Annotated in this window: 18 protein-coding genes; 16 read left to right on the forward strand and 2 right to left on the reverse strand. The window is 70.3% G+C overall.

From position 1 onward, the window contains the following. Positions 1-28: 28 nt before the first annotated feature. Entirely contained in the window at positions 29-1,195 is a 1,167-nt protein-coding gene (locus AC5Y5E_RS10005) for an acyl-CoA dehydrogenase family protein (RefSeq protein WP_499902831.1), read from the reverse strand. Positions 1,196-1,204: 9 nt separating this feature from the next. On the opposite strand from AC5Y5E_RS10005, the gene AC5Y5E_RS10010 reads away from it, so the two are divergent. From AC5Y5E_RS10010 to AC5Y5E_RS10020, 3 genes are read left to right on the forward strand one after another with little or no spacing between them, the layout of a single operon-like run. Beyond that, the gene (locus AC5Y5E_RS10010) at positions 1,205-2,212 is read left to right on the forward strand and encodes a MaoC family dehydratase (protein WP_499902832.1); all 1,008 of its coding nucleotides are present in this window, start codon (positions 1,205-1,207) and stop codon (positions 2,210-2,212) included. A gap of 34 nt (positions 2,213-2,246) precedes the next feature. After that, a complete protein-coding gene (locus AC5Y5E_RS10015; RefSeq protein WP_499902833.1) occupies positions 2,247-3,428 on the forward strand; it encodes a CoA transferase in 1,182 nt (393 codons plus the stop codon). Then, the gene (locus AC5Y5E_RS10020) at positions 3,422-4,726 is read left to right on the forward strand and encodes an amidohydrolase family protein (RefSeq protein ID WP_499902834.1); all 1,305 of its coding nucleotides are present in this window, start codon (positions 3,422-3,424) and stop codon (positions 4,724-4,726) included. Before AC5Y5E_RS10015 ends, AC5Y5E_RS10020 begins: the two co-directional genes overlap by 7 nt. Before the next feature lie 7 nt (positions 4,727-4,733). Here AC5Y5E_RS10020 and AC5Y5E_RS10025 read toward each other — a convergent pair whose 3' ends face one another. Beyond that, a complete protein-coding gene (locus tag AC5Y5E_RS10025) occupies positions 4,734-5,660 on the reverse strand; it encodes an alpha/beta hydrolase (RefSeq protein ID WP_499902835.1) in 927 nt (308 codons plus the stop codon). A gap of 205 nt (positions 5,661-5,865) precedes the next feature. Here AC5Y5E_RS10025 and AC5Y5E_RS10030 point away from each other — a divergent pair, with 205 nt between their 5' ends. The 13 genes from AC5Y5E_RS10030 (at position 5,866) to AC5Y5E_RS10090 (ending at position 20,293) form a co-directional block, all read left to right on the forward strand. Next, entirely contained in the window at positions 5,866-7,971 is a 2,106-nt protein-coding gene (locus AC5Y5E_RS10030; RefSeq protein ID WP_499902836.1) for a molybdopterin oxidoreductase family protein, read from the forward strand. Then, positions 7,968-8,321, forward strand: coding sequence for a molybdopterin oxidoreductase (locus AC5Y5E_RS10035; protein ID WP_499902837.1), 354 nt, complete (start codon positions 7,968-7,970; stop codon positions 8,319-8,321). Before AC5Y5E_RS10030 ends, AC5Y5E_RS10035 begins: the two co-directional genes overlap by 4 nt. A gap of 6 nt (positions 8,322-8,327) precedes the next feature. Further along, complete coding sequence (nirB, locus tag AC5Y5E_RS10040; protein ID WP_499902839.1) at positions 8,328-10,844, forward strand: nitrite reductase large subunit NirB; 2,517 nt, start codon at positions 8,328-8,330, stop codon at positions 10,842-10,844. Continuing rightward, positions 10,841-11,191 carry a Rieske (2Fe-2S) protein gene (locus AC5Y5E_RS10045; RefSeq protein ID WP_499902841.1) on the forward strand — a complete coding sequence of 117 codons (351 nt, stop codon included), beginning with the start codon at positions 10,841-10,843 and terminating at the stop codon, positions 11,189-11,191. The genes nirB and AC5Y5E_RS10045 overlap by 4 nt, the downstream gene beginning before the upstream one ends. 100 nt (positions 11,192-11,291) lie before the next feature. After that, positions 11,292-12,032, forward strand: coding sequence for an alpha/beta fold hydrolase (locus tag AC5Y5E_RS10050; protein WP_499903276.1), 741 nt, complete (start codon positions 11,292-11,294; stop codon positions 12,030-12,032). 212 nt (positions 12,033-12,244) lie between these two features. After that, positions 12,245-12,898, forward strand: a complete 654-nt coding sequence (locus AC5Y5E_RS10055) for a methyltransferase domain-containing protein (RefSeq protein WP_499902842.1) — start codon at positions 12,245-12,247, stop codon at positions 12,896-12,898. Next, the gene (locus AC5Y5E_RS10060; protein WP_499902843.1) at positions 12,895-14,184 is read left to right on the forward strand and encodes a molybdopterin-dependent oxidoreductase; all 1,290 of its coding nucleotides are present in this window, start codon (positions 12,895-12,897) and stop codon (positions 14,182-14,184) included. The genes AC5Y5E_RS10055 and AC5Y5E_RS10060 overlap by 4 nt, the downstream gene beginning before the upstream one ends. 1 nt (position 14,185) lies before the next feature. Next, positions 14,186-14,692 carry a hypothetical protein gene (locus AC5Y5E_RS10065; protein WP_499902844.1) on the forward strand — a complete coding sequence of 169 codons (507 nt, stop codon included), beginning with the start codon at positions 14,186-14,188 and terminating at the stop codon, positions 14,690-14,692. A gap of 45 nt (positions 14,693-14,737) precedes the next feature. Continuing rightward, positions 14,738-15,940: an alpha/beta hydrolase fold domain-containing protein gene (locus AC5Y5E_RS10070; protein ID WP_499902845.1), complete on the forward strand. Its 1,203-nt coding sequence runs from the start codon at positions 14,738-14,740 to the stop codon at positions 15,938-15,940. 44 nt (positions 15,941-15,984) lie between these two features. Next, a complete protein-coding gene (locus tag AC5Y5E_RS10075; RefSeq protein ID WP_499902846.1) occupies positions 15,985-17,394 on the forward strand; it encodes a WS/DGAT/MGAT family O-acyltransferase in 1,410 nt (469 codons plus the stop codon). 76 nt (positions 17,395-17,470) lie between these two features. After that, a complete protein-coding gene (locus AC5Y5E_RS10080; protein WP_499903277.1) occupies positions 17,471-18,253 on the forward strand; it encodes a crotonase/enoyl-CoA hydratase family protein in 783 nt (260 codons plus the stop codon). Positions 18,254-18,500: 247 nt separating this feature from the next. Further along, on the forward strand, positions 18,501-20,000 hold the full coding sequence (locus AC5Y5E_RS10085; protein WP_499902847.1) for a class I adenylate-forming enzyme family protein: 1,500 nt from the start codon (positions 18,501-18,503) through the stop codon (positions 19,998-20,000). Next, a complete protein-coding gene (locus AC5Y5E_RS10090) occupies positions 19,997-20,293 on the forward strand; it encodes a hypothetical protein (protein WP_499902848.1) in 297 nt (98 codons plus the stop codon). The genes AC5Y5E_RS10085 and AC5Y5E_RS10090 overlap by 4 nt, the downstream gene beginning before the upstream one ends.

The following is a 20,293-nucleotide window of genomic DNA, read 5'->3' on the forward strand; positions in this document are numbered from 1 at the left end:
ACCCGAGCGTCAATCCGGGAGGTACGCGTCAGATCCCGCCCCGGGCAACGAGCTGCGCGGCGATCACGTTGCGCTGGATCTCGTTGGTTCCCTCGCCGACGATCATCAGCGGGGCGTCGCGGAAGTAGCGTTCGACGTCGTACTCGGTCGAGTAGCCGTAGCCGCCGTGGATGCGCACGGCGTTCAGCGCGATCTCCATCGCGGTCTCGGAGGCGAACAGCTTGGCCATTCCGGCCTCCATGTCGGCGCGTTCGCCGCTGTCGTAGCGCTCGGCGGCGTAGCGGGTGAGCTGTCGGGCGGCGGTGAGCCTGGTCGCCATGTCCGCCAGGTAATTGCCAATCGACTGATGCTTCCAGATCGGGTGCCCGAAGCTTTCCCGCTGCTGCGCGTAGGCCAGCGCGTCCTCGAGCGCCGCCGTCGCCACGCCCAGGGCGCGTGCGGCCACCTGGATGCGGCCCGTCTCGAGCCCCTTCATCATTTGCGCGAAGCCCTCGCCCACCCGGCCGCCCAGCACCGCCGACGCCGGTACGCGGAAGTCGTCGAACGACAGCTCGCAGGACTCCACGCCCTTGTAGCCCAGCTTGGGCAGGTCCCGCGAGACCGTCAGGCCCGGCCCGTGCTCGACGAGCACGATCGAGATGCCCGTGTGGCGCGGTGTGGCGTTCGGGTCGGTCTTGCACAGCAGCGCGATCAACCCGGACCGGCGCGCGTTGGAAATCCAGGTCTTGGAACCGTTGATGACCAGATTGCCGGAGCCGTCCGCGACGGCGGTCGTCGTCATGTTCTGCAGGTCCGAGCCGCCGCCGGGCTCGGTCAACGCCATGGTGGCCCGCAGCTCGCCGGTGGCCATCGGCGGCAGGTAGGCCCGCCTCTGGTCCTCGGTGCCGAAGAGCGTCAGCAGCTTGGCCACCACGGTGTGCCCGCCCATCGCGCCGGCCAGGCTCATCCAGCCGCGGGCCAGCTCCTCGGTGACCCGCACGTAGCAGGGCGTCGACACCGGTGATCCGCCGTACTCTTCGGGGACGGCCAGGCCGTAGATGCCGATCCGCTTCATCTGGTCGATCCACGCTTCGGGGTAGGTGTTGGCGTGCTCGACCTCGCGGACGCCGGGCTTGACGTCGCGGTCGACGAACGCGCGCACCGTCGCGACCAGCATGTCCTCGTCGTCGTTCAGCTCACTGCGCACGTGTGCCATATTGGCCCCGTGACTTTTGCGCATGTAAGGGAGGGCGGCCCGTACTTCGACGATCTGTCGGTCGGCGAGGTCTTCGACTGGGCTCCGGCGATGACGCTCTCGGCGGGGATGGCGGCCGCGCACCAGGCGATCGTGGGGGACCGGCTGCGGCTGGCCTGCGATGCGGTGCTGAGCACCGCCGTGACGGGCGTGCCGGGGCCGCTGGCCCACCCGGCGCTGGTGTGCGACGTCGCGATCGGCCAGTCGACGCTGGCCACCCAGCGGGTCAAGGCCAACCTGTTCTACCGCGGGCTGGTGTTCCACCGGTTTCCCGTCGTCGGCGACACCATCTACACCCGCACCGAAGTGGTTGGGCTGCGGGCCAATTCACCGAAGCCGGGCCGGGAGCCGACCGGAATGGCGGCGCTGCGGATGATCACGATCGACCAGGCCGACCGGCTGGTCCTCGACTTCTACCGGTGCGGCATGCTGCCGGCCAGCCCGGGCTGGAATCCCGAGAACGCGCCCGCCGACGATCTGTCGGCCGTCGGCGTCGACATATCCGGGCCGGCCCACGATCCGACCGCGCAGTGGGACGCCGACGTGTTCCGAGACAAGGTGCCGGGCCCACATTTCGACCCCGGCCTTGCGGGCGCGGTGCTGCGCAGCACGGGCGACGTGGTCAGCGGTGCGCCCGAACTCGCCCGGCTCACCCTGAACATCGCTGCCACCCATCACGATTCGCGGGTCGGCGGGCGCCGGCTGGTGTACGGCGGACACACCATCGGGCTGGCGCTCGCGCAGGCCAGCAGGCTGTTGCCCAACCTGGCGACGGTCCTTGGCTGGCAGTCCTGCGATCACACCGGCCCGGTGCACGAGGGTGACACCCTGTACAGCGAGCTGCACGTCGAGACCGCCCGGCCGACCGGCCAAGGTGGGGTGCTGGGGCTGCGGTCGTTGGTCTACGCGGCCGGCGATGCGCCGGGCGCGCCCGACCGGCCGGTGCTGGACTGGCGGTTCGACGCGCTGCATTTCTGAGTCGCGCCGGCAAGCCGAGCGCACAATAGGGGGCGTGAGTTCGCCCTCGTCGAGCTGGGGTAGCAGCGGGCTGGCCTGTCTGACGGGCCTGCCCGACGGGCCGCCCGACTTCTCCCGCGCCAACGTGCTGGCCCGCGCCGAGGAGGTGGCCACGGCCGTCCGCCGCCGAACGGGCGTCCCTATCGACCCGGCCGGCCTGCTGGCCGGGCGGGCCGGACTGCTCGGGTTGACGCGCCGCGGCCGGGTGTCGGTGGGCGGCGCCACCCGGCTGTTGCCGGCCCGCGATGGCTGGTGCGCGATCACGCTGTCGCGCCCCGACGACGTCGCCGCCGTCCCCGCGCTGCTGGAGATCGAAGCGGGGGGCACCGATCCGTGGCCGGCGCTGCAGCGCTGGGCCGCAACGCGTCCGGTGTCCGCTGTTACGGAGCGGGCGGGGTTGCTCGACATCCCGGCCGCCGCGCTGGGTGAGGTCGCCGCCGCGTCCCCACAGGTGCGGCACCTGGGCTTCCGGGCGCACCCGCGCGAGTTGGCCGGCCTGCTGGTGGCCGACCTGTCCTCGATGTGGGCCGGACCGCTGTGCGGGCAGCTCCTGGCGCGCGGCGGGGCGACCGTCGTCAAGGTGGAGAGCCCGCGCCGCCCGGACGGCACCCGGGAGGGCAACCGCGCCTTCTACGACTGGATGAACGGTGAGAAGCTTTCCTACTGTGTGGATTTCGACCGGCAGGCCGGCGAGCTGCGCGAGCTGCTCGGCGTCGCCGACATCGTGATCGAGGGCTCGCGTCCCGCGGCGCTGCAGCGGCGGGGGCTCGGGCCGGATCACGTCGCGCCGCGAACGGGCCGAATCTGGTTGCGCATCAGCGGATACGACGACCTCAGGCCGGCGTTCGGCGACGACGCCGCGGTGGCCGGCGGCCTGGTCGGTACCGCCGCCGACGGCCCGGTGTTCTGCGGCGATGCGATCGCCGACCCGCTGACCGGTCTGGAGGCGGCCCTCGCGGTGCTCGAATCGCTGCGCCGAGGCGGCGGCGAGTTGATCCACGTGTCCATGGCCGCGGTCGCCGCGACGCACGCGGCCTTACCGACCGAAGCGTCGACCGCGCCGTACCCGGCGCCGCCGCCGCGCGCGCCGACGGTCCTCGGCGCGGCGCCCGCCCTCGGCGCCGACAACGATGCCGTGCGCCGGATGGTCTCCGAAAGGCAGTGCCTGCCATGCTGATTCACCGCGCCACCCTGCTCGATGGCCGGACGGTCGACATCCGCGTCGGCGCGCAGATCGACGAGGTGGGCGACGGGCTGGTCGCCAGTGAAGGGGAGGGCGTGCTCTACGCCGGGGGCGGAACCGTGCTGCCGGGACTGCACGATCACCATGTGCACCTGCGCTCGGCCGCGTCGGCGCTGGATTCGTTCTTCGTCGGGCCGCCCGGGGTCAGCACCAAAGAACAACTGACGCAACTTCTTTCGAATGCGACCCCGGGCCCGGACGGGTGGATTCGCGCCGTTGGGTATCACGAGTCCGTCGCCGGCGAGCTGGACCGGGCGGCCCTCGACGCCGTCGTGCGCGACGTTCCGGTGCGCATCCAGCACCGCAGCGGCGCGCTGTGGATCCTCAATTCCGAGGCGCTGGGCCGGGTCGGCCTGCCCGAGCACCCCGACGGCCGCCTGCGCAGCGCGGACCGCGGGTGGTCGGACGCGCTGGCGCAGCGCGAAACCGACCTGGCCGAGCTCAGCCGCCGCATCACCGCGACCGGCGTCACGGGTGTCACCGACGCCACCCCCGACCTGGGCGCCGACGACATGGTCGCGCTGCTGGTCGCGCACCGACGCGGCGAATTTCGGCCGCGGCCAAGCTTTCTGGCGCCCGGCAAGAAGATCCTGCAGGACGATCGCCTCGACCTGGACGCCCTGACGGCGTGGATCGCCGACCAGCACGGCGACGGCCGCCCCGTCGCGGTGCACTGCGTCACGGCGGCCCAACTGGTGGTCACCATCGCGGCCCTGCGCGCCGCCGGTAGCCACCCGCTGGATCGCATCGAGCACGCCGCCGTGGTGCCCGACGACAACCTGGCGGACCTGGCGGAGCTCGGGGTCACCGTGGTGACGCAGCCCAACTTGGTCGCCGAGCGCGGCGACCAATACCTCGCCGACGTCCCCGCCGCCGAGCACGCTCAGCTGTGGCGGGTGGCGTCGCTGCTGGACGCATCCGTGCCGGTGGCGCTGTCCACCGACATGCCGTTCGGCCACGGGGACCCGTGGACCGCGATGCGGGCCGCGGTGCACCGAACCACGCCGAGCGGTGCTGTGCTCAACGCGAACGAATGTGTCTCGGCGCTAACGGCTTTGACTATGTTCCTGGGCCGCCCCGACTGCCCGGGCCGGCCGCGGTCAGTCGAAGCCGGCCAGCCGGGCGACCTCTGCGTGCTGACCGAGCCGCCGGCCACCGCGCTGGCCGAGCTGGACGCCGGCATGGTCGCCGCCACCGTGATCGGCGGCGAGCTCGTCTACTTCGCGATTTGACCCGCGCTCAGGCTGCCGGGACGAGCGCGGCGCGCAAGCTCTCGCACTGGCTGTCGAAAAACCGCCGCGACACTTGGGCTTTGCGTGCCACCGCGTCGAAGCCGTGGAAGGCGCCCGGCACCACCTCGACGTGGCACGGCACCCCCGCTTCGGTCAGGCGCCGGGCGTAGGCCAGGTCCTCGTCGTGGAACAGGTCGTGCGTGCCGACCCCGATCCACGCCGGCGGCAACCCGTTCAGGTCCTCGCGGCGGCCCGGGACGGCGATCGCCGGGTCGGCGCCGCCGAGGTAGGCGTCCCAGCCGAACCGGTTGCTGCGGGTGCTCCACAGGCGATGGTTCGGGCTTGCACCGGTGGCCGAACTCCGGTCGTCCAGCATCGGATACGCCAACACCTGGAATGCGGGGCTCACCTCGCCGCGGTCGCGGGCCAGCAGCGCCAGCGCCGCCGCCAGGCCGCCGCCCGCGCTGGCGCCGGCGATCGCCACCCGGTCGCGGTCCACGGCGGGCAGCCCCGCCAGCCAGGTTAGCGCCGAATAGCAGTCCTCCAGCGCCGCGGGATACGGATGTTCGGGCGCCAGGCGGTACTCCACCGACGCGACGGTCATGCCCAGCCTCGAGCTGAACCGGCGGCACACCCAGTCGTCCTGCTGCGCCGTGCCGATCACGTACCCCCCGCCGTGGATCCACAGCAGCGCGGGGTGGGGGCACCTCCCGCTTGCGGGGGAGGGCTCGGTCGCGCCGGCGGGCCGGAACAGCCGCACGCCGGCCCCGGATCCCAACGTGATCACCTCGACACCCGCGGCCGCGTCGGCTTTGCGGCGCCCCGTCAGGCCGCCCATGGCCCGCATCACCGGCAGGCTGCGGGGGCCGATCAGGTGCCGCGGGGCGAGGCGCGCGATGCGGCGCAGGTCGGGGTGAACGTCGTCGTTCGGCATCGGTCAAGTATCGCCGGGCCGAAAGCACACGCCGCGCAGGGGCCCGTGATCCCGCGGTAGTCGTGCGGACAATCGGCGGAAATGCCTTGGAAACACGGACGACGTACCTTCGGCGGTAAGCGGCCGATCGGGAGGCGGCATGGGAGGTACATCCAGCCGAGCCGGCCAAATGCGTGCCGGCTCACCAGCTAAGCGGTGATCGCCAATGGCGTTGGCGCCGACGAAGACTCATTGCCCGTACTGCTCTTTGCAGTGCGGGATCACCCTCGACGCGTCGCGTGGGCAGGTCGTGCTCGCGCCGCAGGAGGACTTCCCGACCAATCGCGGTGGGCTGTGCGCGAAAGGCTGGACCGCGGCCGAGCTGCTGGCGCACCCGGACCGGCTGACCACCCCATTGGTTCGCGACGAGCGTGGTGCCGCGCTGCGTCCGGCCACTTGGAATGAGGCGCTGGAACGGATCGTCGCCGCCTTCCACACGACGCAGCGGGATTACGGCCGCGACGCGGTCGGATGTTTCGGCGGCGGCGGCCTGACCAACGAAAAGGCCTACCAGCTCGGCAAGTTCGCGCGCGTGGCGCTGCGCACCTCGGCCATCGACTACAACGGCCGGTTTTGCATGTCCTCGGCGGCAGCGGCGTCGAACCGCTCGTTCGGCATCGACCGCGGGCTGCCGTTTCCGCTCGCCGACATCGCGCACGCCGACGCCATCCTGCTCGTCGGCGGCAACCCCGCCGAAACCATGCCGCCCGCGATGCAGCATTTCGACGACGGCCGGGCCAAGGGCGCCAGGCACATCGTGGTGGATCCGCGGCGCACCGCCACGGCAGCGCGGGCCGACCTTCATCTGCAGCCCGTCCCCGGAACGGACCTGGCCCTGGCGAACGGCATGCTGAACGTCTGTGCCCGCGAGGGGCTCATCGATCGCGACTACATCGCCGAACGGACCACCGGATTCGAGGCGGTGCGCCGCGCGGTGCGGCTGTACTGGCCGGACCGGGTCGAACGGATCACCGGCGTGCCCGAGGGCGACATCGTGGCCGCGGCGCGCATGCTGGCCGCGGCCGACCGCGCGATGATCCTGACCGCCCGCGGCGCCGAGCAGCACAGCTCGGGCACGGATACCGTGCAGGCCTTCATCAACCTGGCCCTGGCACTGGGACTGCCGGGCCGCCCCCATAGCGGGTTCGCGACGATCACGGGCCAGGGCAACGGCCAGGGCGGGCGCGAACACGGGCAGAAGTGCGACCAGCTGCCCGGCTACCGCAAGCTCGAGGACCCGGTCGCGCGCGCCAATGTCGCGGGGGTGTGGGGAATCGACCCGGCGGACCTGCCGTGGTCCGGACGGTCGGCCTACGAACTGCTCGACGGCATCGGCACGCCCGGCGGCGTGCGCGCGCTATGGGTCATGGCCTCCAACATCGTTGTCTCGGCGCCCAATTCGCTAGAAATCGCGGACAAGATGAAGGAACTGGACTTCCTGGTAGTGTCCGATATCTTCCTGTCCGAGACCGCCGAGCTGGCCGACGTGGTGCTTCCGACGACGCAGTGGGCCGAAGAGTCGGGAACCATGACCAACCTGGAAGGCCGCGTGATCCTGCGGCGGGCTGCGGTCGCGCCGCCCGGACAGGTGCGCGGCGACCTCGACGTCATGGCCGACCTCGCGAAGCGAATAGGGGCACACGGCTTTTCGGCCGGCCCGCAAGAGGTTTTCGAGGAGCTCACCCGCGCGAGCCAGGGCGGCAAGGCCGACTACCGCGGGATCAGCTACGAAAGGATCGCGACCGGCGACGGCGTGTTCTGGCCCTGCCCGTCGCCCCTGTACCCCGACACCCCTCGACTGTTCACCGCGGACTTCCCGACGCCGGATCGCCGGGCCCACTTCCATCCCGTCGAGCAACGGGAGGCGCCCGAATCCCCGGACGACGAATTCCCGTACTACCTAACGACGGGCCGCGTGTTGCGGCAGTATCAATCCGGGACCCAAACCCGCAGGGTTGTAGCGCTTGCCGAGGCCGAGCCGGAGCCGATGGCCGAGCTGCACCCGACGCTGGCGCGACGCCTTCGTATCAACAGCGGCGACAAGGTTCGGTTGAGGACCCGCCGGGGCGAGTTAGCGATGACGGCGCGGACCAACCCCGGGATCCGCCCGGACACCGTCTTCGCGCCCTTCCACTGGGGCGGGGCGGCGAGCATCAACCGGCTCACGAATCCGGTGCTTGACCCACATTCCCGGATGCCCTCCTTCAAAGCCTGCGCGGTCGCCGTGGCGCGTGCAGACGCAGCCGATTCACCGAAGGGAGATGAGACATGAGTGATGGCAGCACCCCTCGATTCCTGCAGGGAGCGTTCACCTTCGACGGCAAGGGGTATGAGTCGCCGTCCCTGCTGGACGCGTCGCTGCGCTATGCCGTGCCGGCCGGGGCCATCACCCAGCCCGTCTATTTCCGCGGCGGGAACAGCACCGACGAGCTGGTCACCATCGTCCTGATGCGCGACGGCGCCCCGATGCGGTACTTCCCCGTCGGAGCCAAGGACGCGGTGCACGTGCCGCTCCGGGTCGTCGAAGACCTGATCGCCGACACCGTGCTCGAGGTGTTCGTCGCCGCCCCCGACGGCCTGAGCGGCACTGTGTTCGTCGACATCGGCCTGGTGGAGATCTGAGTCGCCATGGCTACATTGGTGCAACCCGAAACCAACGGCCATAGGGTCGGCCTGGCCAAGCTGGTGGTCGTCGGCAACGGCATGGCGGGGGCGCGCGCGGTGGAGGAGATCCTCGCCCGCGGTGGCAATGAACTGTTTGCCACCACCGTCTTCGGCGACGAACCGTACGGGAATTACAACCGGATCCTGCTGTCCAACGTGTTGGCCGGGTCCGACGATGCCGGCGAGATCTACCTCAATCCGCTGGACTGGTACGCGCAGAACAACATTGAGCTGCGGGCGGGGGTGCGCGTCGTGCGCATCGACCCCTTCGCGCACCTGGTGTACGCCGACGACGGCACCACCGTCCGCTACGACAAGCTGATTCTTGCCACCGGCAGCAGGTCGTTCTTCCCGCCCGTTGAGGGCATCTGGCAGGACGACAAGACCTTGGCGCGCGGCGTTTTCGGCTTCCGCAGCCTCGACGACTGCGGGGCGATGATCGAATTCGCCAAGGGCCGAAGCAAGGCGGTCGTTGTCGGCGGCGGGCTGCTGGGATTGGAAGCGGCACGGGGCCTGCAGAATCGGGGACTGCACGTCGGCGTCGTGCAGGGCGGCCCCACCTTGATGAACGCCCAACTCGACGACCAGGGCAGCGCCATCCTGCGCCGCCTGGTGGAGGCGCTGGGCATCGAGGTGCACACCGGCAAGAAAACCGTCAGGATGCTCACCCTGGACGGCTTGCCGTCGGCGATCGAATTCGACGACGGCACCCAGCTGCCGTGCGACATGGTGGTGATGGCAGCCGGCATCCGTCCCAACGTCGGGCTGGCGCAGCGCGCCGGGCTGACCGTCGAACGCGCTATCGTCGTCGACGACCAGATGCGTTCGATCGACGACGACGACATATACGTGGTGGGAGAGTGCGCGCAGCACCGCGGGCAGGTTTACGGGCTCGTGGCCCCGTTGTGGGAGCAGGCCGGTGTGCTCGCCGATCACCTGACGAGTGCCAATCCCCGTGCCGCATATCATGGTTCACGCACGGCCACCAAGCTGAAGGTGGCGGGGGTCGACGTGGCGGCGATGGGTCTGAAGGGACCCGAGCGCGACGACGACGAATTCGTGCAGTATTCCGAACCCAAGCACGGCGTGTACAAGACCGTGGTGGTTCGCGACGACAAACTGGTCGGTGCCACCCTGGTGGGCGACGTCAGCAAGGTGGCCTTCCTGATGCAGGCCTTCGACCGTGGGCTTCCGCTTCCACCCGAACGGATCTCGCTGATGTTCGACATCGGCACCCCCGACGCGGCGACCGGCGCGGCCGAACTGGCCGACGACGCCCAGGTGTGCAACTGCAACGGCGTGAGCAAGGCCGCGATCGTCCGCTGCGTCAATGATGGCCAGACGTCGCTCGCCGGCGTGATGGCGGCGACGCGTGCCGGCAAGGGTTGCGGTTCGTGCAAGGGCCTGGTCGCGCAGATCGTCGAGTGGGCCGCCTCCGAAACCGGCGCCGCGATTTCCGAAGACGAGCGGGCCAATTGGTACGTGCCGGGGATCCCCTATGAGAAACCGGAGTTGATGCGGCTGATCCGCGAGCTCGAGCTGCACTCGGTGTCGTCGGTGTTCGCCGCGCTGGCGCCGGAAGGCCGCGAGGACGCCGGCTCGAAAATGGCGCTCGCCTCGTTGCTGGACATGATGTGGGGCGACGAGTTCGTCGATGAGCGCGACAGTCGCTACATCAACGACCGGGTCCACGCCAACATCCAGCGGGACGGCACGTTCTCGGTGGTCCCGCAACTCAAGGGTGGGGTGACCAACTCCGAGCAGCTGCGCAAGATCGCCGACGTGGCGGACAAATACCAGATTCCGATGATCAAACTCACCGGCGGCCAGCGAATCGATTTGCTCGGTGTGCGCAAGGAGGACCTTCCGGCGGTGTGGGCCGACCTCGGGATGCCGTCCGGCTACGCGTACGGCAAGAGCTTCCGAACCGTCAAAACGTGTGTGGGAAGTGACTTCTGCCGTTACGGGCTGGGCGATTCCACGGCACTTGGCATCGCGATCGAAGAGAGGTTCCAGGGCCTGCCCAGCCCCGCGAAGATGAAGCTGGCGGTGACCGGGTGTCCTCGCAACTGCGCAGAGGCCCTGTGCAAGGACGTCGGCGTCGTCGCGATCGAGGGTGGGCAATGGCAGATCTACGTGGGCGGCGCGGCCGGCTCACACGTCCGCAAGGGCGATCTGCTGGCGACGGTGGATACCTGCGACGAGGTCATCGCGTTGACGGGTCGGTTCCTGCAGTACTACCGGGAGAATGCCAACTGGTTGGAACGAACCTACGACTTCGTGCCGAGGGTGGGCATCGAGCGGATCCGCTCGATCGTGGTCGAGGACGGTGAGGGCATCGCGGGCGAGCTCGACGCGCGCATGCAGAAGTCGGTGGATTCCTACCGCGATCCGTGGGCCGAGAGCCGAAAAGCGGCCCCGCCCAATCAGTTCCGCTCTTCGCTGCCGCTGATCCCGCTGCCGCAGGTGCCGGTGCGATGACCGAGATCCGGTTGGGCCCGGTCGGCGACATCCCCGTCGGCGAAAGCCGCGCCTACGCGGTCGGAGACCGGCAGATCGCGGTCTTCCGCCTCAGGGACGGCTCGCTGCGGGCCCTGGACGCCGTATGCCCGCACCGGGGTGGTCCGTTGGCGGACGGACTGGCCGACAGCCGGATCGTCGTCTGCCCGTTGCACGGCTTCGCCTACGACTTGGAGACGGGCGAAGAGGTGGGCAGCGCCGGCGCGCCGGTCACCGCCTACCAGGTGCGCGCCGACGACGCCGGCACGATCTGCGTTCGCCCGGGCGATCAACCGCAGCGAATCGGGGCGGTGCCATACCCGGCGTAGCTATCGTGGCGGCGTGAGCACGCTGGCGTCGCGGTTGGTCGATACCGCGCTGGGAAGCATCCGCGTCCAGGTCAGCCCCGGCACCGGGCCCGCCGTGCTGATGTGGCCCAGCCTGCTGATGACGGGAGACCTCTGGGCCGGCCAGGCCGCCCCCTTCGGTGAGGCCCACCGCCTGGTGCTCGTAGACCCGCCCGGCCACGGCGGCAGCGCGCCCCTGCGCGCGGCGTTCAGCTTCGCCGACTGCGCGCGCTGCGTCGTCGACCTGCTGGACGGGCTCGGCATCGGCAAGGCTCACTTCGTCGGCAATTCCTGGGGCGGAATGATCGGCGCCACGTTCGCCGCCCGCCATCCCGACCGCCTCGACCGCGCCGTCTTGATGAACTGCACTGCGTCGAAAGCCGGTGTCGTCCAACGGGTTCGGTATGCGGCCATGTTGCGGATGGCGGCCACGCTGGGCGGCATCCGGCCGCCGCTGACGCGGGCGGCGGTGCGCAGCTTCCTCGGTCCGACGACCCTGCGCGACCGCCCGGAGGTGGTCCAGACCGTCCTCGCGAACTTGCGCGCCGTCGACATCGATTCGGCGCGCTGGGCGGTCCGCAGCGTGGTCCCCGACCGGCCGGACCAGCACGCCCTGCTGGCCGGCGTGACCGCCCCGGTGCTCGTCGTGGCCGGCGCCGAGGACGCCACCTTCCCGGTGGCCGAAACCCGGGCCATGGCGGACTCGATCCCCGACGCGTCGTTCACCGTGCTGGACGGAGTCGCGCACCTGGCCGCGCTGGAGGACCCGGCCCGGGTGAACCGGCTGCTGGACGAGTTCCTGTTCGACGCCGGTTCGTCTTAGCCCAAACCCATCCGGGCCGGTTTCGGCGCCGAATAACCCGTGTGAACCGCGCGGTTAGCCGATCGCGGATCGGGGTACCGATCCGGTTGATCCAAACGCTGGCGTATCCCGTGGACATCGGCGTGCCCGCGATGCGGTTTCATGAGCACATCCCCCACCGGGGCCGAGGCGCGTCCGGGCCGCCCGGTCGCGCACGATGCGAGAGGCGTGGCATGCTGGGGCATCTCTACGATCGGGCGCTCGGTGGCGAGAGATGTTGGGTCCGGCACGAGGACGGCGAGGTTCGGCCGCTGCCGGCGCATCGGTGGCTGGGCGAGCGATGTCCCGACAGCGCGTCGCGCGACGCCTTCGACGACGTCTTCGACGAGGCGGTGACGCAGATGTGTACCGGACCGACGATCGAGTTGGGGTGCGGGCCGGGGCGCTTGGTCGCCAAGCTCATCCAGCGGGGGATCCCCGCGCTCGGCATCGATCGGTCGGCGACGGCCATCCGCTTGGCGGGGCGTGGCGGCGCCCCCGCGCTGCTGGGCGACGTGTTCGAACCGCTGCCCGGAACGGGGTCTTGGCAGACGGTATTGCTCGTCGACGGCAACGTCGGCCTCGGCGGCGACCCGCGGCGGATCCTGGCCCGTGCCGCCGAGCTGCTCGGTCGCGGCGGGCGCTGCGTCGCGGAGTTCGAGACCGACGCCGTCGGCGTCCGCCCGCGCTGGGTGCGCCTGGAGACCGACCGCGACGTGGGGCCCTGGTTTCGCTGGGCGACGGTCGGTGTCGACAGCGCCGCCACGCTGGCGGCGCAGGTCGGCCTGACTCTGACCGGCGTCCGGCTGATCGGCGGCCGGGTTATCGCGAATCTGGCGGCCCTATGAGCGAGTACGGTTTTCCCACCCGGCTGTGGCGCGCGCTCGACCAGCACCCGCCGCCGGGCGCGCGGCGGCTGGGAGCATTTCGGAGCCCGCTGCGCGGCCCGTGGTTGACGTCGGTTTTCGGGCTGGTGCTGCTGATCGTCCTGCCGATCGTCATCCTCACCGGGCTGCTGTCCTATATCGCCTACGGGCCGCGGCTCGGCCAGGCGATCCCCGCCGACGTCGGCTGGCTGCGCCTGCCCATCTTCGACTGGCCGACGCGCCCGTCGTGGTTGTACCGGCTGACTCAGGGCCTGCACGTGGGGCTGGGCCTGGTGATCATCCCGGTGGTGCTGGCCAAGCTGTGGTCGGTGATCCCGCGGCTGTTCGTGTGGCCACCGGCCCGCTCGATCGCCCAAGCGCTGGAACGGTTGTCGTTGCTGATGCTGGTCGGCGGCGTGTTGTTCGAGATCGTCACCGGGGTGCTCAACATCCAGTACGACTACATCTTCGGCTTCAGCTTCTACGACGCCCACTATTTCGGGGCGTGGGTTTTCATCGCCGGTTTTCTGATGCACATCACGCTGAAGATCCCGCGCATGATAACCGGGCTGCGGTCGCTGTCGCTGCGTGAAGTGTTGCGCACCAACCGAAGCGACACCCGCCCGGAAGCGCCCGATCCCGACGGCCTGGTGGCGGCCGACCCGGCCGAGCCGACGATGAGCCGCCGCGGCGCCCTGGCGCTGGTCGGCTCCGGCGTGGCGCTGGTCGGCGTGCTGACGGCCGGCCAGACCCTCGGCGGGGCGTCCCGCGGCGCCGCCCTGCTGCTGCCGCGCGGCCGGGGCCACGACTTCCCGGTCAACAAGACCGCCGTCGCCGCGGGCATCGCGCCGGAACTCGTCGGCGCGAGTTGGCGGTTGGTCCTGCGCAGCGGGGCGACGGTGGTGGTGCTGGACCGCGACGCGCTGGCCGGGCTGGCGCAGCACACCGCGCGGCTGCCGATCGCGTGCGTCGAGGGATGGTCGACCGTGCAGACCTGGAGCGGGGTCCGGCTGGCCGACCTTGCCCGAATCGCCGGCGTGCCCGTCCCACGCACGGCGCGGGTGACGTCGCTGCAGCGGGGCGGCGCGTTCGGCGAGGCGACGTTGCAGCCCAACCAGGTTCGTGACCCCGACGCCCTGCTGGCGCTACGGGTCAACGGCGCCGACCTGTCGCTGGATCACGGCTACCCGGCCCGGATCATCGTGCCGGCGCTACCGGGAGTGCACAACACCAAGTGGGTGGCGGCCATCGAGTTCGAGCCGATCTGAGATGGTGTCATTCGCACGGCGTTTCGCGGCGGTCTACGGGTCCGGCCCGCTGCACCTGCTGACGATGGTGTCCGGGTTCGCGCTGCTGGGCTACGTCCTGGCCACCTTCAAGCCGGCGACCCTGTGGAATTCCGGCACCTGGTGGCAGTCGATCGCCGTCTGGCTGGCCGCCGCGGTGATCGCCCACGACCTGTTGCTCTTCCCGCTCTACGCGCTGGCCGACCGGGTGCTGTTCGCGCGGGCACGCTGTCGTCCAAACGTCAGCGCCCGCAACCACATTCGGGTGCCCGCCCTGGGCGCCGGGCTGACGCTGCTGATCTTCCTGCCGGGCATCATCGAACAGGGCGCCCCGACCTATCTGGCGGCCACCGGGCAAACCCAGCAGCCGTTCCTGGGCAGGTGGCTGCTGCTCACCGCGGCGATGTTCGCCGTGAGCGCCATCTGGTACGCCGCCCGCCTCGCCGTGACACGCCGGCGTGCCACCGGCAAACCGGCGCCCGTTCTCTAACGCAAACGTCAGTTTCAGGCGCCCGCCCGGGGGTACAGTCCGTACATGACTGCGAGGGCACCCCGCATGACACCCTGCGTTAAGTGGTTGCTGCGGGCCGGCCCCGCCGACTACATGCTGGCCCTGAGCGTGGCCAGCGCTTCGCTGCCGGTCGTCGGAAAGCGCCTGGAACCGCTGGGCGCGCTGACCGCGATGAGCGTCTGGGGCGCCCGCCACGCACCCCAAGCGCTGTCCGCGCTGACCAAGGACTTGCTGACGCCCCACGCCGACGAGGTGCCGGTCGCGGACCCGCAGAGCGTCCGGGAGGTCTCCATCGCCGCGCTACGGGGCGTCGTGTCGGCCGCGGACCTCGACGTCGAGTGGCCCACCGCGGAGCGGACCCCGCCGATCTGGGACGCGATGCGCCGGCGCCGCTACCTCTACCGCCGCGGCGTCCACTACGGCGACCACCCGGCGCAGGTGCTCGAGGTCTGGCGGCGCAAGGACCTGCCCGCGCAACCCGCGCCGGTCCTGATCTTCGTGCCCGGCGGCGCGTGGGTGCACGGCCGGTCCATGGGCCAGGGCTCCGCGCTGATGTCCCGGCTGGCCGAGCAGGGCTGGGTGTGCCTGGCGATCGACTACCGCGTCGCGCCGCACCACCGCTGGCCGCGCCACATCACCGACGTCAAGACGGCCATCGCGTGGGCGCGCGCCAACGTCGACAAGTTCGGCGGCGACCGCAATTTCGTTGCGGTGGCAGGCTGTTCGGCCGGTGGGCACCTGTCCGCGCTGGCCGGACTGACCCACGACGACCCGGCGCACCGGACCGAACTGCCCGAGGGCGCCGACAGTTCGGTGGACGCGGTGGTCGGCATCTACGGCCGCTACGACTGGGAGGACCGTTCCACCCCCGAGCGGGTGCGGTTCGTCGACTTCCTGGAGCGGGTGGTCGTCAAGAAGTCGATCGCGCGGCACCCCGAGGTGTTCCGCGACGCGTCGCCGATGGCGCGGGTGCATCGAAATGCCCCGCCGTTCCTCGTGATTCACGGCAGCAAGGACAGCGTCATCCCCGTCGAGCAGGCGCGCGGCTTCGTCGAACGGCTGCGCGCCGTCTCGCATTCGATGGTCGGCTACCTGGAACTGCCCGGCGCGGGCCACGGATACGACCTCATCGACGGGGAGCGGGCCGGCGCGGCCGCGCACGCCGCGTCGCTGTTCCTCAACCAGATCTACCGCACCAAAAAGATCGGCGCGAAAGAGGTTATCTAAAGACCCGCCGCTGAGTAAGGTCCCCGTATGGGTAAGGGGTGGCTGTGAAAAGGCTCAGCGGCTGGGACGCGGTACTGCTCTACAGCGAGACGCCGAACGTGCACATGCACACCATCAAAGCCGCGGTCATCGAGCTGGCTCCGGATCGGCGTGACTTCGACATCGAGGGCTTCCGCCAGGTGCTCGCCGGCCGACTGAACAAGCTCGAGCCGTTCTGTTATCAGCTGGTCGAAATCCCGTTCAAGTTCCACCATCCGATGTGGCGGGAGAACTGTGAGGTCGACCTCGACTACCACGTCCGGCCGTGGCGGCTGCCCGCCCCCGGCGGCCGCCGCGAATTGGACGAGGCGATCGGGCGGATCGCCAGCACCCCGCTGGACCGCTCCCGCCCGCTGTGGGAGATGTACTTCGTCGAGGGCCTGGCCAACAACCGGATCGCGGTGGTCGGCAAGGTCCACCACGCGCTCGCCGACGGCGTCGCCTCGGCGAACCTGCTGGCTCGAGGCATGGACATCCTGCCGGCGCCGGAGGGCCGCCCGTACCACTCCGACCCCGCCCCCACCCCGCGGCAGCTGATGGGTTCGGCGTTCGCCGATCACCTGCGCCACGTCGGGCGCATCCCCGCGACAATTCGCTACACCGCGCAGGGGCTGGGCCGGGTGCGCCGCAGCTCACGCAAGCTGTCCCCGGAACTGACCCGGCCGTTCGAGCCGCCGCCGACCTTCATGAACCACAAGATCACCGCGGAGCGCAGGTTCGCCACCGCCACGCTTGCGCTGGCCGACGTCAAGGAGACCGGCAAGCGGCTCGGGGCGACGATCAACGACATGGTTCTCGCCATGGCGACCGGCGCGCTGCGCACCCTGCAACTGCGCTACGACGGCCAGGCCGAGCCGCTGCTGGCGTCGGTACCGATGAGTTTCGACTTCTCGCCGGAGCGCATCTCCGGCAACCGGTTCACCGGCGTGCTGGTCGGCCTGCCGACCGACTCCGACGACCCGCTGGAGCGGGTGGCTTGCAGCCACGAGAACGCCATCGCGGCCAAGGAAAGCAACCAGCTGATGGGGCCCGAGCTGGTCAGCCGGTGGGCGGCCTACATGCCGCCCGCACCCACCCAGGCCTTCTTCCGGTGGGCGTCCGGCCGCGACGGGCACAACAAGATCCTCAACCTGAACATCTCCAACGTGCCCGGGCCGCGGGAGCGCGGCCGGGTCGGCGGCGCGCTGGTCACCGAGATCTATTCGGTGGGCCCGCTGACCGCGGGCAGCGGCCTCAATATCACCGTGTGGAGCTACGTCGACCAGCTCAACATCTCCGTGCTCTCCGACGGGGCCACCCTAAAGGACCCGCATGAGGTGACGGAGGCAATGGTCGCCGATTTTATCGAAATACGAAGGGCCGCAGGCCTTCCCGAGGAGCTGACGGTCGTCGAGGCGGCGATGGCGCCGGCCTAAGGCGCGGTCTCGGTAACGGGACTCTCGACTGCCGCTAGTGACGCTCCGGTCGGCCGCTAACATCAGCACCGTGACTGTGAGCGAAGAGGCCGCCAACCCCGAACCCGAAGTCCTGGTCGAACAACGGGACCGGATCCTGATCATCACCATCAACCGGCCCAAGGCCAAGAACGCGGTCAACGCCGCGGTCGCCAGGGGCCTGGCCGACGCCGTGGACCGGCTCGACGGCGACACCGGCCTGTCGGTGGGAATCGTGACCGGCGCGGGCGGCTCGTTCTGCGCAGGCATGGACCTCAAGGCCTTCGCGCGTGGCGAAGTGCCCATCGTCGAGGGCCGCGGCATGGGCTTCACCGAGCGGCCTCCGGTCAAGCCGCTCATCGCCGCGGTGGAGGGCTACGCGCTGGCCGGCGGCACCGAGCTGGCCCTGGCCACCGACCTGATCGTGGCCTCGCGCGACGCGGCGTTCGGCATCCCGGAGGTCAAGCGAGGGTTGGTCGCCGGCGGCGGTGGGCTGCTGCGGCTGCCCGAACGCATCCCGCCGGCCATCGCGATGGAGCTGGCGCTGACCGGCGACAACCTGTCCGCCGAGCGCGCCCACGCGCTGGGCATGGTCAACGTGCTGGCCGAACCGGGCAAGGCGCTGGACGCCGCCATCGAGCTGGCCGAGAAGATCGCCGCCAACGGCCCGCTCGCGGTGGCCGCCACCAAGCGCATCATCGTCGAGTCCCGCGGCTGGACCCCGGAGTCCCGGTGGGAGGAGCAGAGCAAGATCCTGGGCCCGGTGTTCGTGTCCAACGACGCCAAGGAGGGCGCGATCGCGTTCGCGGAGAAGCGCCCGGCGCGCTGGACCGGCACCTGATCCGGCGAGCAGACGCGAAAACCCCGACACGCCCAGCGTGAGGCTGCTGCGAGATTCCACGCTGGTTTTCGCCATGGCTTCACGCTCGGTGTTGGTGCTATTCGCACAACCGGCGCAGGCACCTAGTCGCGCTACGACGACGAGTACGTCGCCTACCACGGCTTGGCACCCCGACCGGTAGCACTAGTTAGATGGCTTACACTGTGCGCTAGATCTGTAAAGGGCGGGGATCCACGAAGGATCGAGGATGAGCATTTCGTTGCTGCTGGAGATGGCCGCGTCGAGCAACCCCGAGCGCACTGCCGTCGTCTCCGGGGAGCTGCGGCTGACGACGCAGCAGCTGAGCGATCTGGCCGACGGCGGCGCCGGTGTCGTCGCGGGATCGGGCGCCAGGCATGTGGCCTATGTGGGCACCGGCGGCGCGATGCTGCCGATGCTGATCTTCGCGACTGCGCGCGCCGGGCTCGCCTTCACGCCGCTGAACTACCGGCTCTCCGCGGAGGGGATCCAGGCGCTGATCGAGCGGCTGCCCGAACCGCTGGTGATCGTCGACGACCGCTACCGCGACATGATCGGGGAGTCGTCGCAGCGGGTGATGTCGTCCGACGAGTTCCTGGCCGCCGCCCGCGAGGCCGAGCCCGCCGCCGAGTTCGCCGACCCGGAATCCGTGGCCATCGTGCTGTTCACGTCGGGCACCACATCGGCGCCCAAGGCCGTCGAGCTCTCGCACAACAACCTGACCAGTTACGTCACCGGGACCGTCGAATTCGAATCGGCCGAACCCGCCGACGCGGCGCTGATCTGTGTGCCGCCCTATCACATCGCCGGGGTCAGCGCGGCGCTGTCGAACCTCTACGCCGGCCGAAAGATGGTGTACCTGCCCAACTTTGACGCCGACGAGTGGGTGCGGCTGATCGACGCCGAAAAGGTGACCACGGCCACGGTGGTGCCCACCATGCTGGACCGCATCGTCACCGTCCTCGAACGCGGCGGCCATGAGCTGGCGTCGCTGCGCAGCCTGGCCTACGGCGGATCCAAGGTGGGCCTGCCACTGGTCCGCCGGGCGCTGGAGCTGTTGCCGCACGTGGGCTTCGTGAACGCCTACGGGCTGACCGAGACGAGCTCGACGATCGCGGTGCTGGGCCCCGACGACCATCGCGAAGCGCACGCGGCGCCCGCACCGCACGTGGCCAAGCGGCTGGGATCGGTCGGGCGGCCGGTGCCCGGCATCGAGCTGCAGATCCGCGGCGAGGACGGCGCGGTTTTGCCGCCCGGCGAAAGCGGTGAGCTGTTCGTGCGCGGCGAGCAGGTGTCGGGGCGCTACACCGGGATCGGCTCGGTGCTCGACGACGAGGGCTGGTTCCCGACCCGCGACGTGGCCCTGCTCGACGAGGACGGCTACCTCTATATCAGTGGGCGCAGCGACGACACCATCATCCGCGGGGGTGAGAACATCGCGCCCGCCGAGCTGGAGGAGGTGCTCATCGAGCACGCCCACGTGCGCGACGTCGCCGTGGTCGGCGTCGAGGACCCGCAGTGGGGCCAGGCGATCGTCGCCGTGGTGGTGCCGGTGGCAGGCATCGATCCCGATCCCGAGGAATTGCGCGAGCACGTGCGCAAGAGTTTGCGCGGGTCGCGCACCCCCGACCGGGTAGTCTTTCGCGACGAGTTGCCGACCACACCCACGGGCAAGGTCCTGCGCCGCGAGATCGTCGAAAATCTCCGAACATTAGGAACGCCGAAATGATCAAGAACGGAACCCGTCTCGCCAGCCAGGTGTGCGACACCCAGGTCATCGTGGTCCGCAGCGCCGACAGCCTCGACGACCTGCGCTGCGGTGGCGCGCCGATGGTGCCGATCGGCGGCGAGCGCTCCGGCGAGCTGGACCCGGCGTTCTCCGAGGGCACCGTGATGGGCAAGCGCTACGTCGACGAGACCGGCGCCGAGGTGCTGGTGACCAAGCCCGGCGCCGGCAGCCTGAGCATCGGCGCGACCGCCCTGCAGCTCAAAGAGGTCAAGCCGCTGCCCGCCAGCGACTGA

Source organism: Mycobacterium sp. NGS54, assembly GCF_059812465.1.

Coding starts and splice junctions, on each gene's coding strand:
- AC5Y5E_RS10005 (WP_499902831.1), bottom strand. CDS start 1,195: ATGGCACACGTGCGCAGTGAGCTGAACGACGACGAGGACATGCTGGTC.
- AC5Y5E_RS10020 (WP_499902834.1), top strand. CDS start 3,422: ATGCTGATTCACCGCGCCACCCTGCTCGATGGCCGGACGGTCGACATC.
- AC5Y5E_RS10025 (WP_499902835.1), bottom strand. CDS start 5,660: ATGCCGAACGACGACGTTCACCCCGACCTGCGCCGCATCGCGCGCCTC.
- AC5Y5E_RS10030 (WP_499902836.1), top strand. CDS start 5,866: ATGGCGTTGGCGCCGACGAAGACTCATTGCCCGTACTGCTCTTTGCAG.
- AC5Y5E_RS10035 (WP_499902837.1), top strand. CDS start 7,968: ATGAGTGATGGCAGCACCCCTCGATTCCTGCAGGGAGCGTTCACCTTC.
- nirB (WP_499902839.1), top strand. CDS start 8,328: ATGGCTACATTGGTGCAACCCGAAACCAACGGCCATAGGGTCGGCCTG.
- AC5Y5E_RS10045 (WP_499902841.1), top strand. CDS start 10,841: ATGACCGAGATCCGGTTGGGCCCGGTCGGCGACATCCCCGTCGGCGAA.
- AC5Y5E_RS10050 (WP_499903276.1), top strand. CDS start 11,292: ATGTGGCCCAGCCTGCTGATGACGGGAGACCTCTGGGCCGGCCAGGCC.
- AC5Y5E_RS10055 (WP_499902842.1), top strand. CDS start 12,245: ATGCTGGGGCATCTCTACGATCGGGCGCTCGGTGGCGAGAGATGTTGG.
- AC5Y5E_RS10060 (WP_499902843.1), top strand. CDS start 12,895: ATGAGCGAGTACGGTTTTCCCACCCGGCTGTGGCGCGCGCTCGACCAG.
- AC5Y5E_RS10065 (WP_499902844.1), top strand. CDS start 14,186: ATGGTGTCATTCGCACGGCGTTTCGCGGCGGTCTACGGGTCCGGCCCG.
- AC5Y5E_RS10070 (WP_499902845.1), top strand. CDS start 14,738: ATGACTGCGAGGGCACCCCGCATGACACCCTGCGTTAAGTGGTTGCTG.
- AC5Y5E_RS10085 (WP_499902847.1), top strand. CDS start 18,501: ATGAGCATTTCGTTGCTGCTGGAGATGGCCGCGTCGAGCAACCCCGAG.
- AC5Y5E_RS10090 (WP_499902848.1), top strand. CDS start 19,997: ATGATCAAGAACGGAACCCGTCTCGCCAGCCAGGTGTGCGACACCCAG.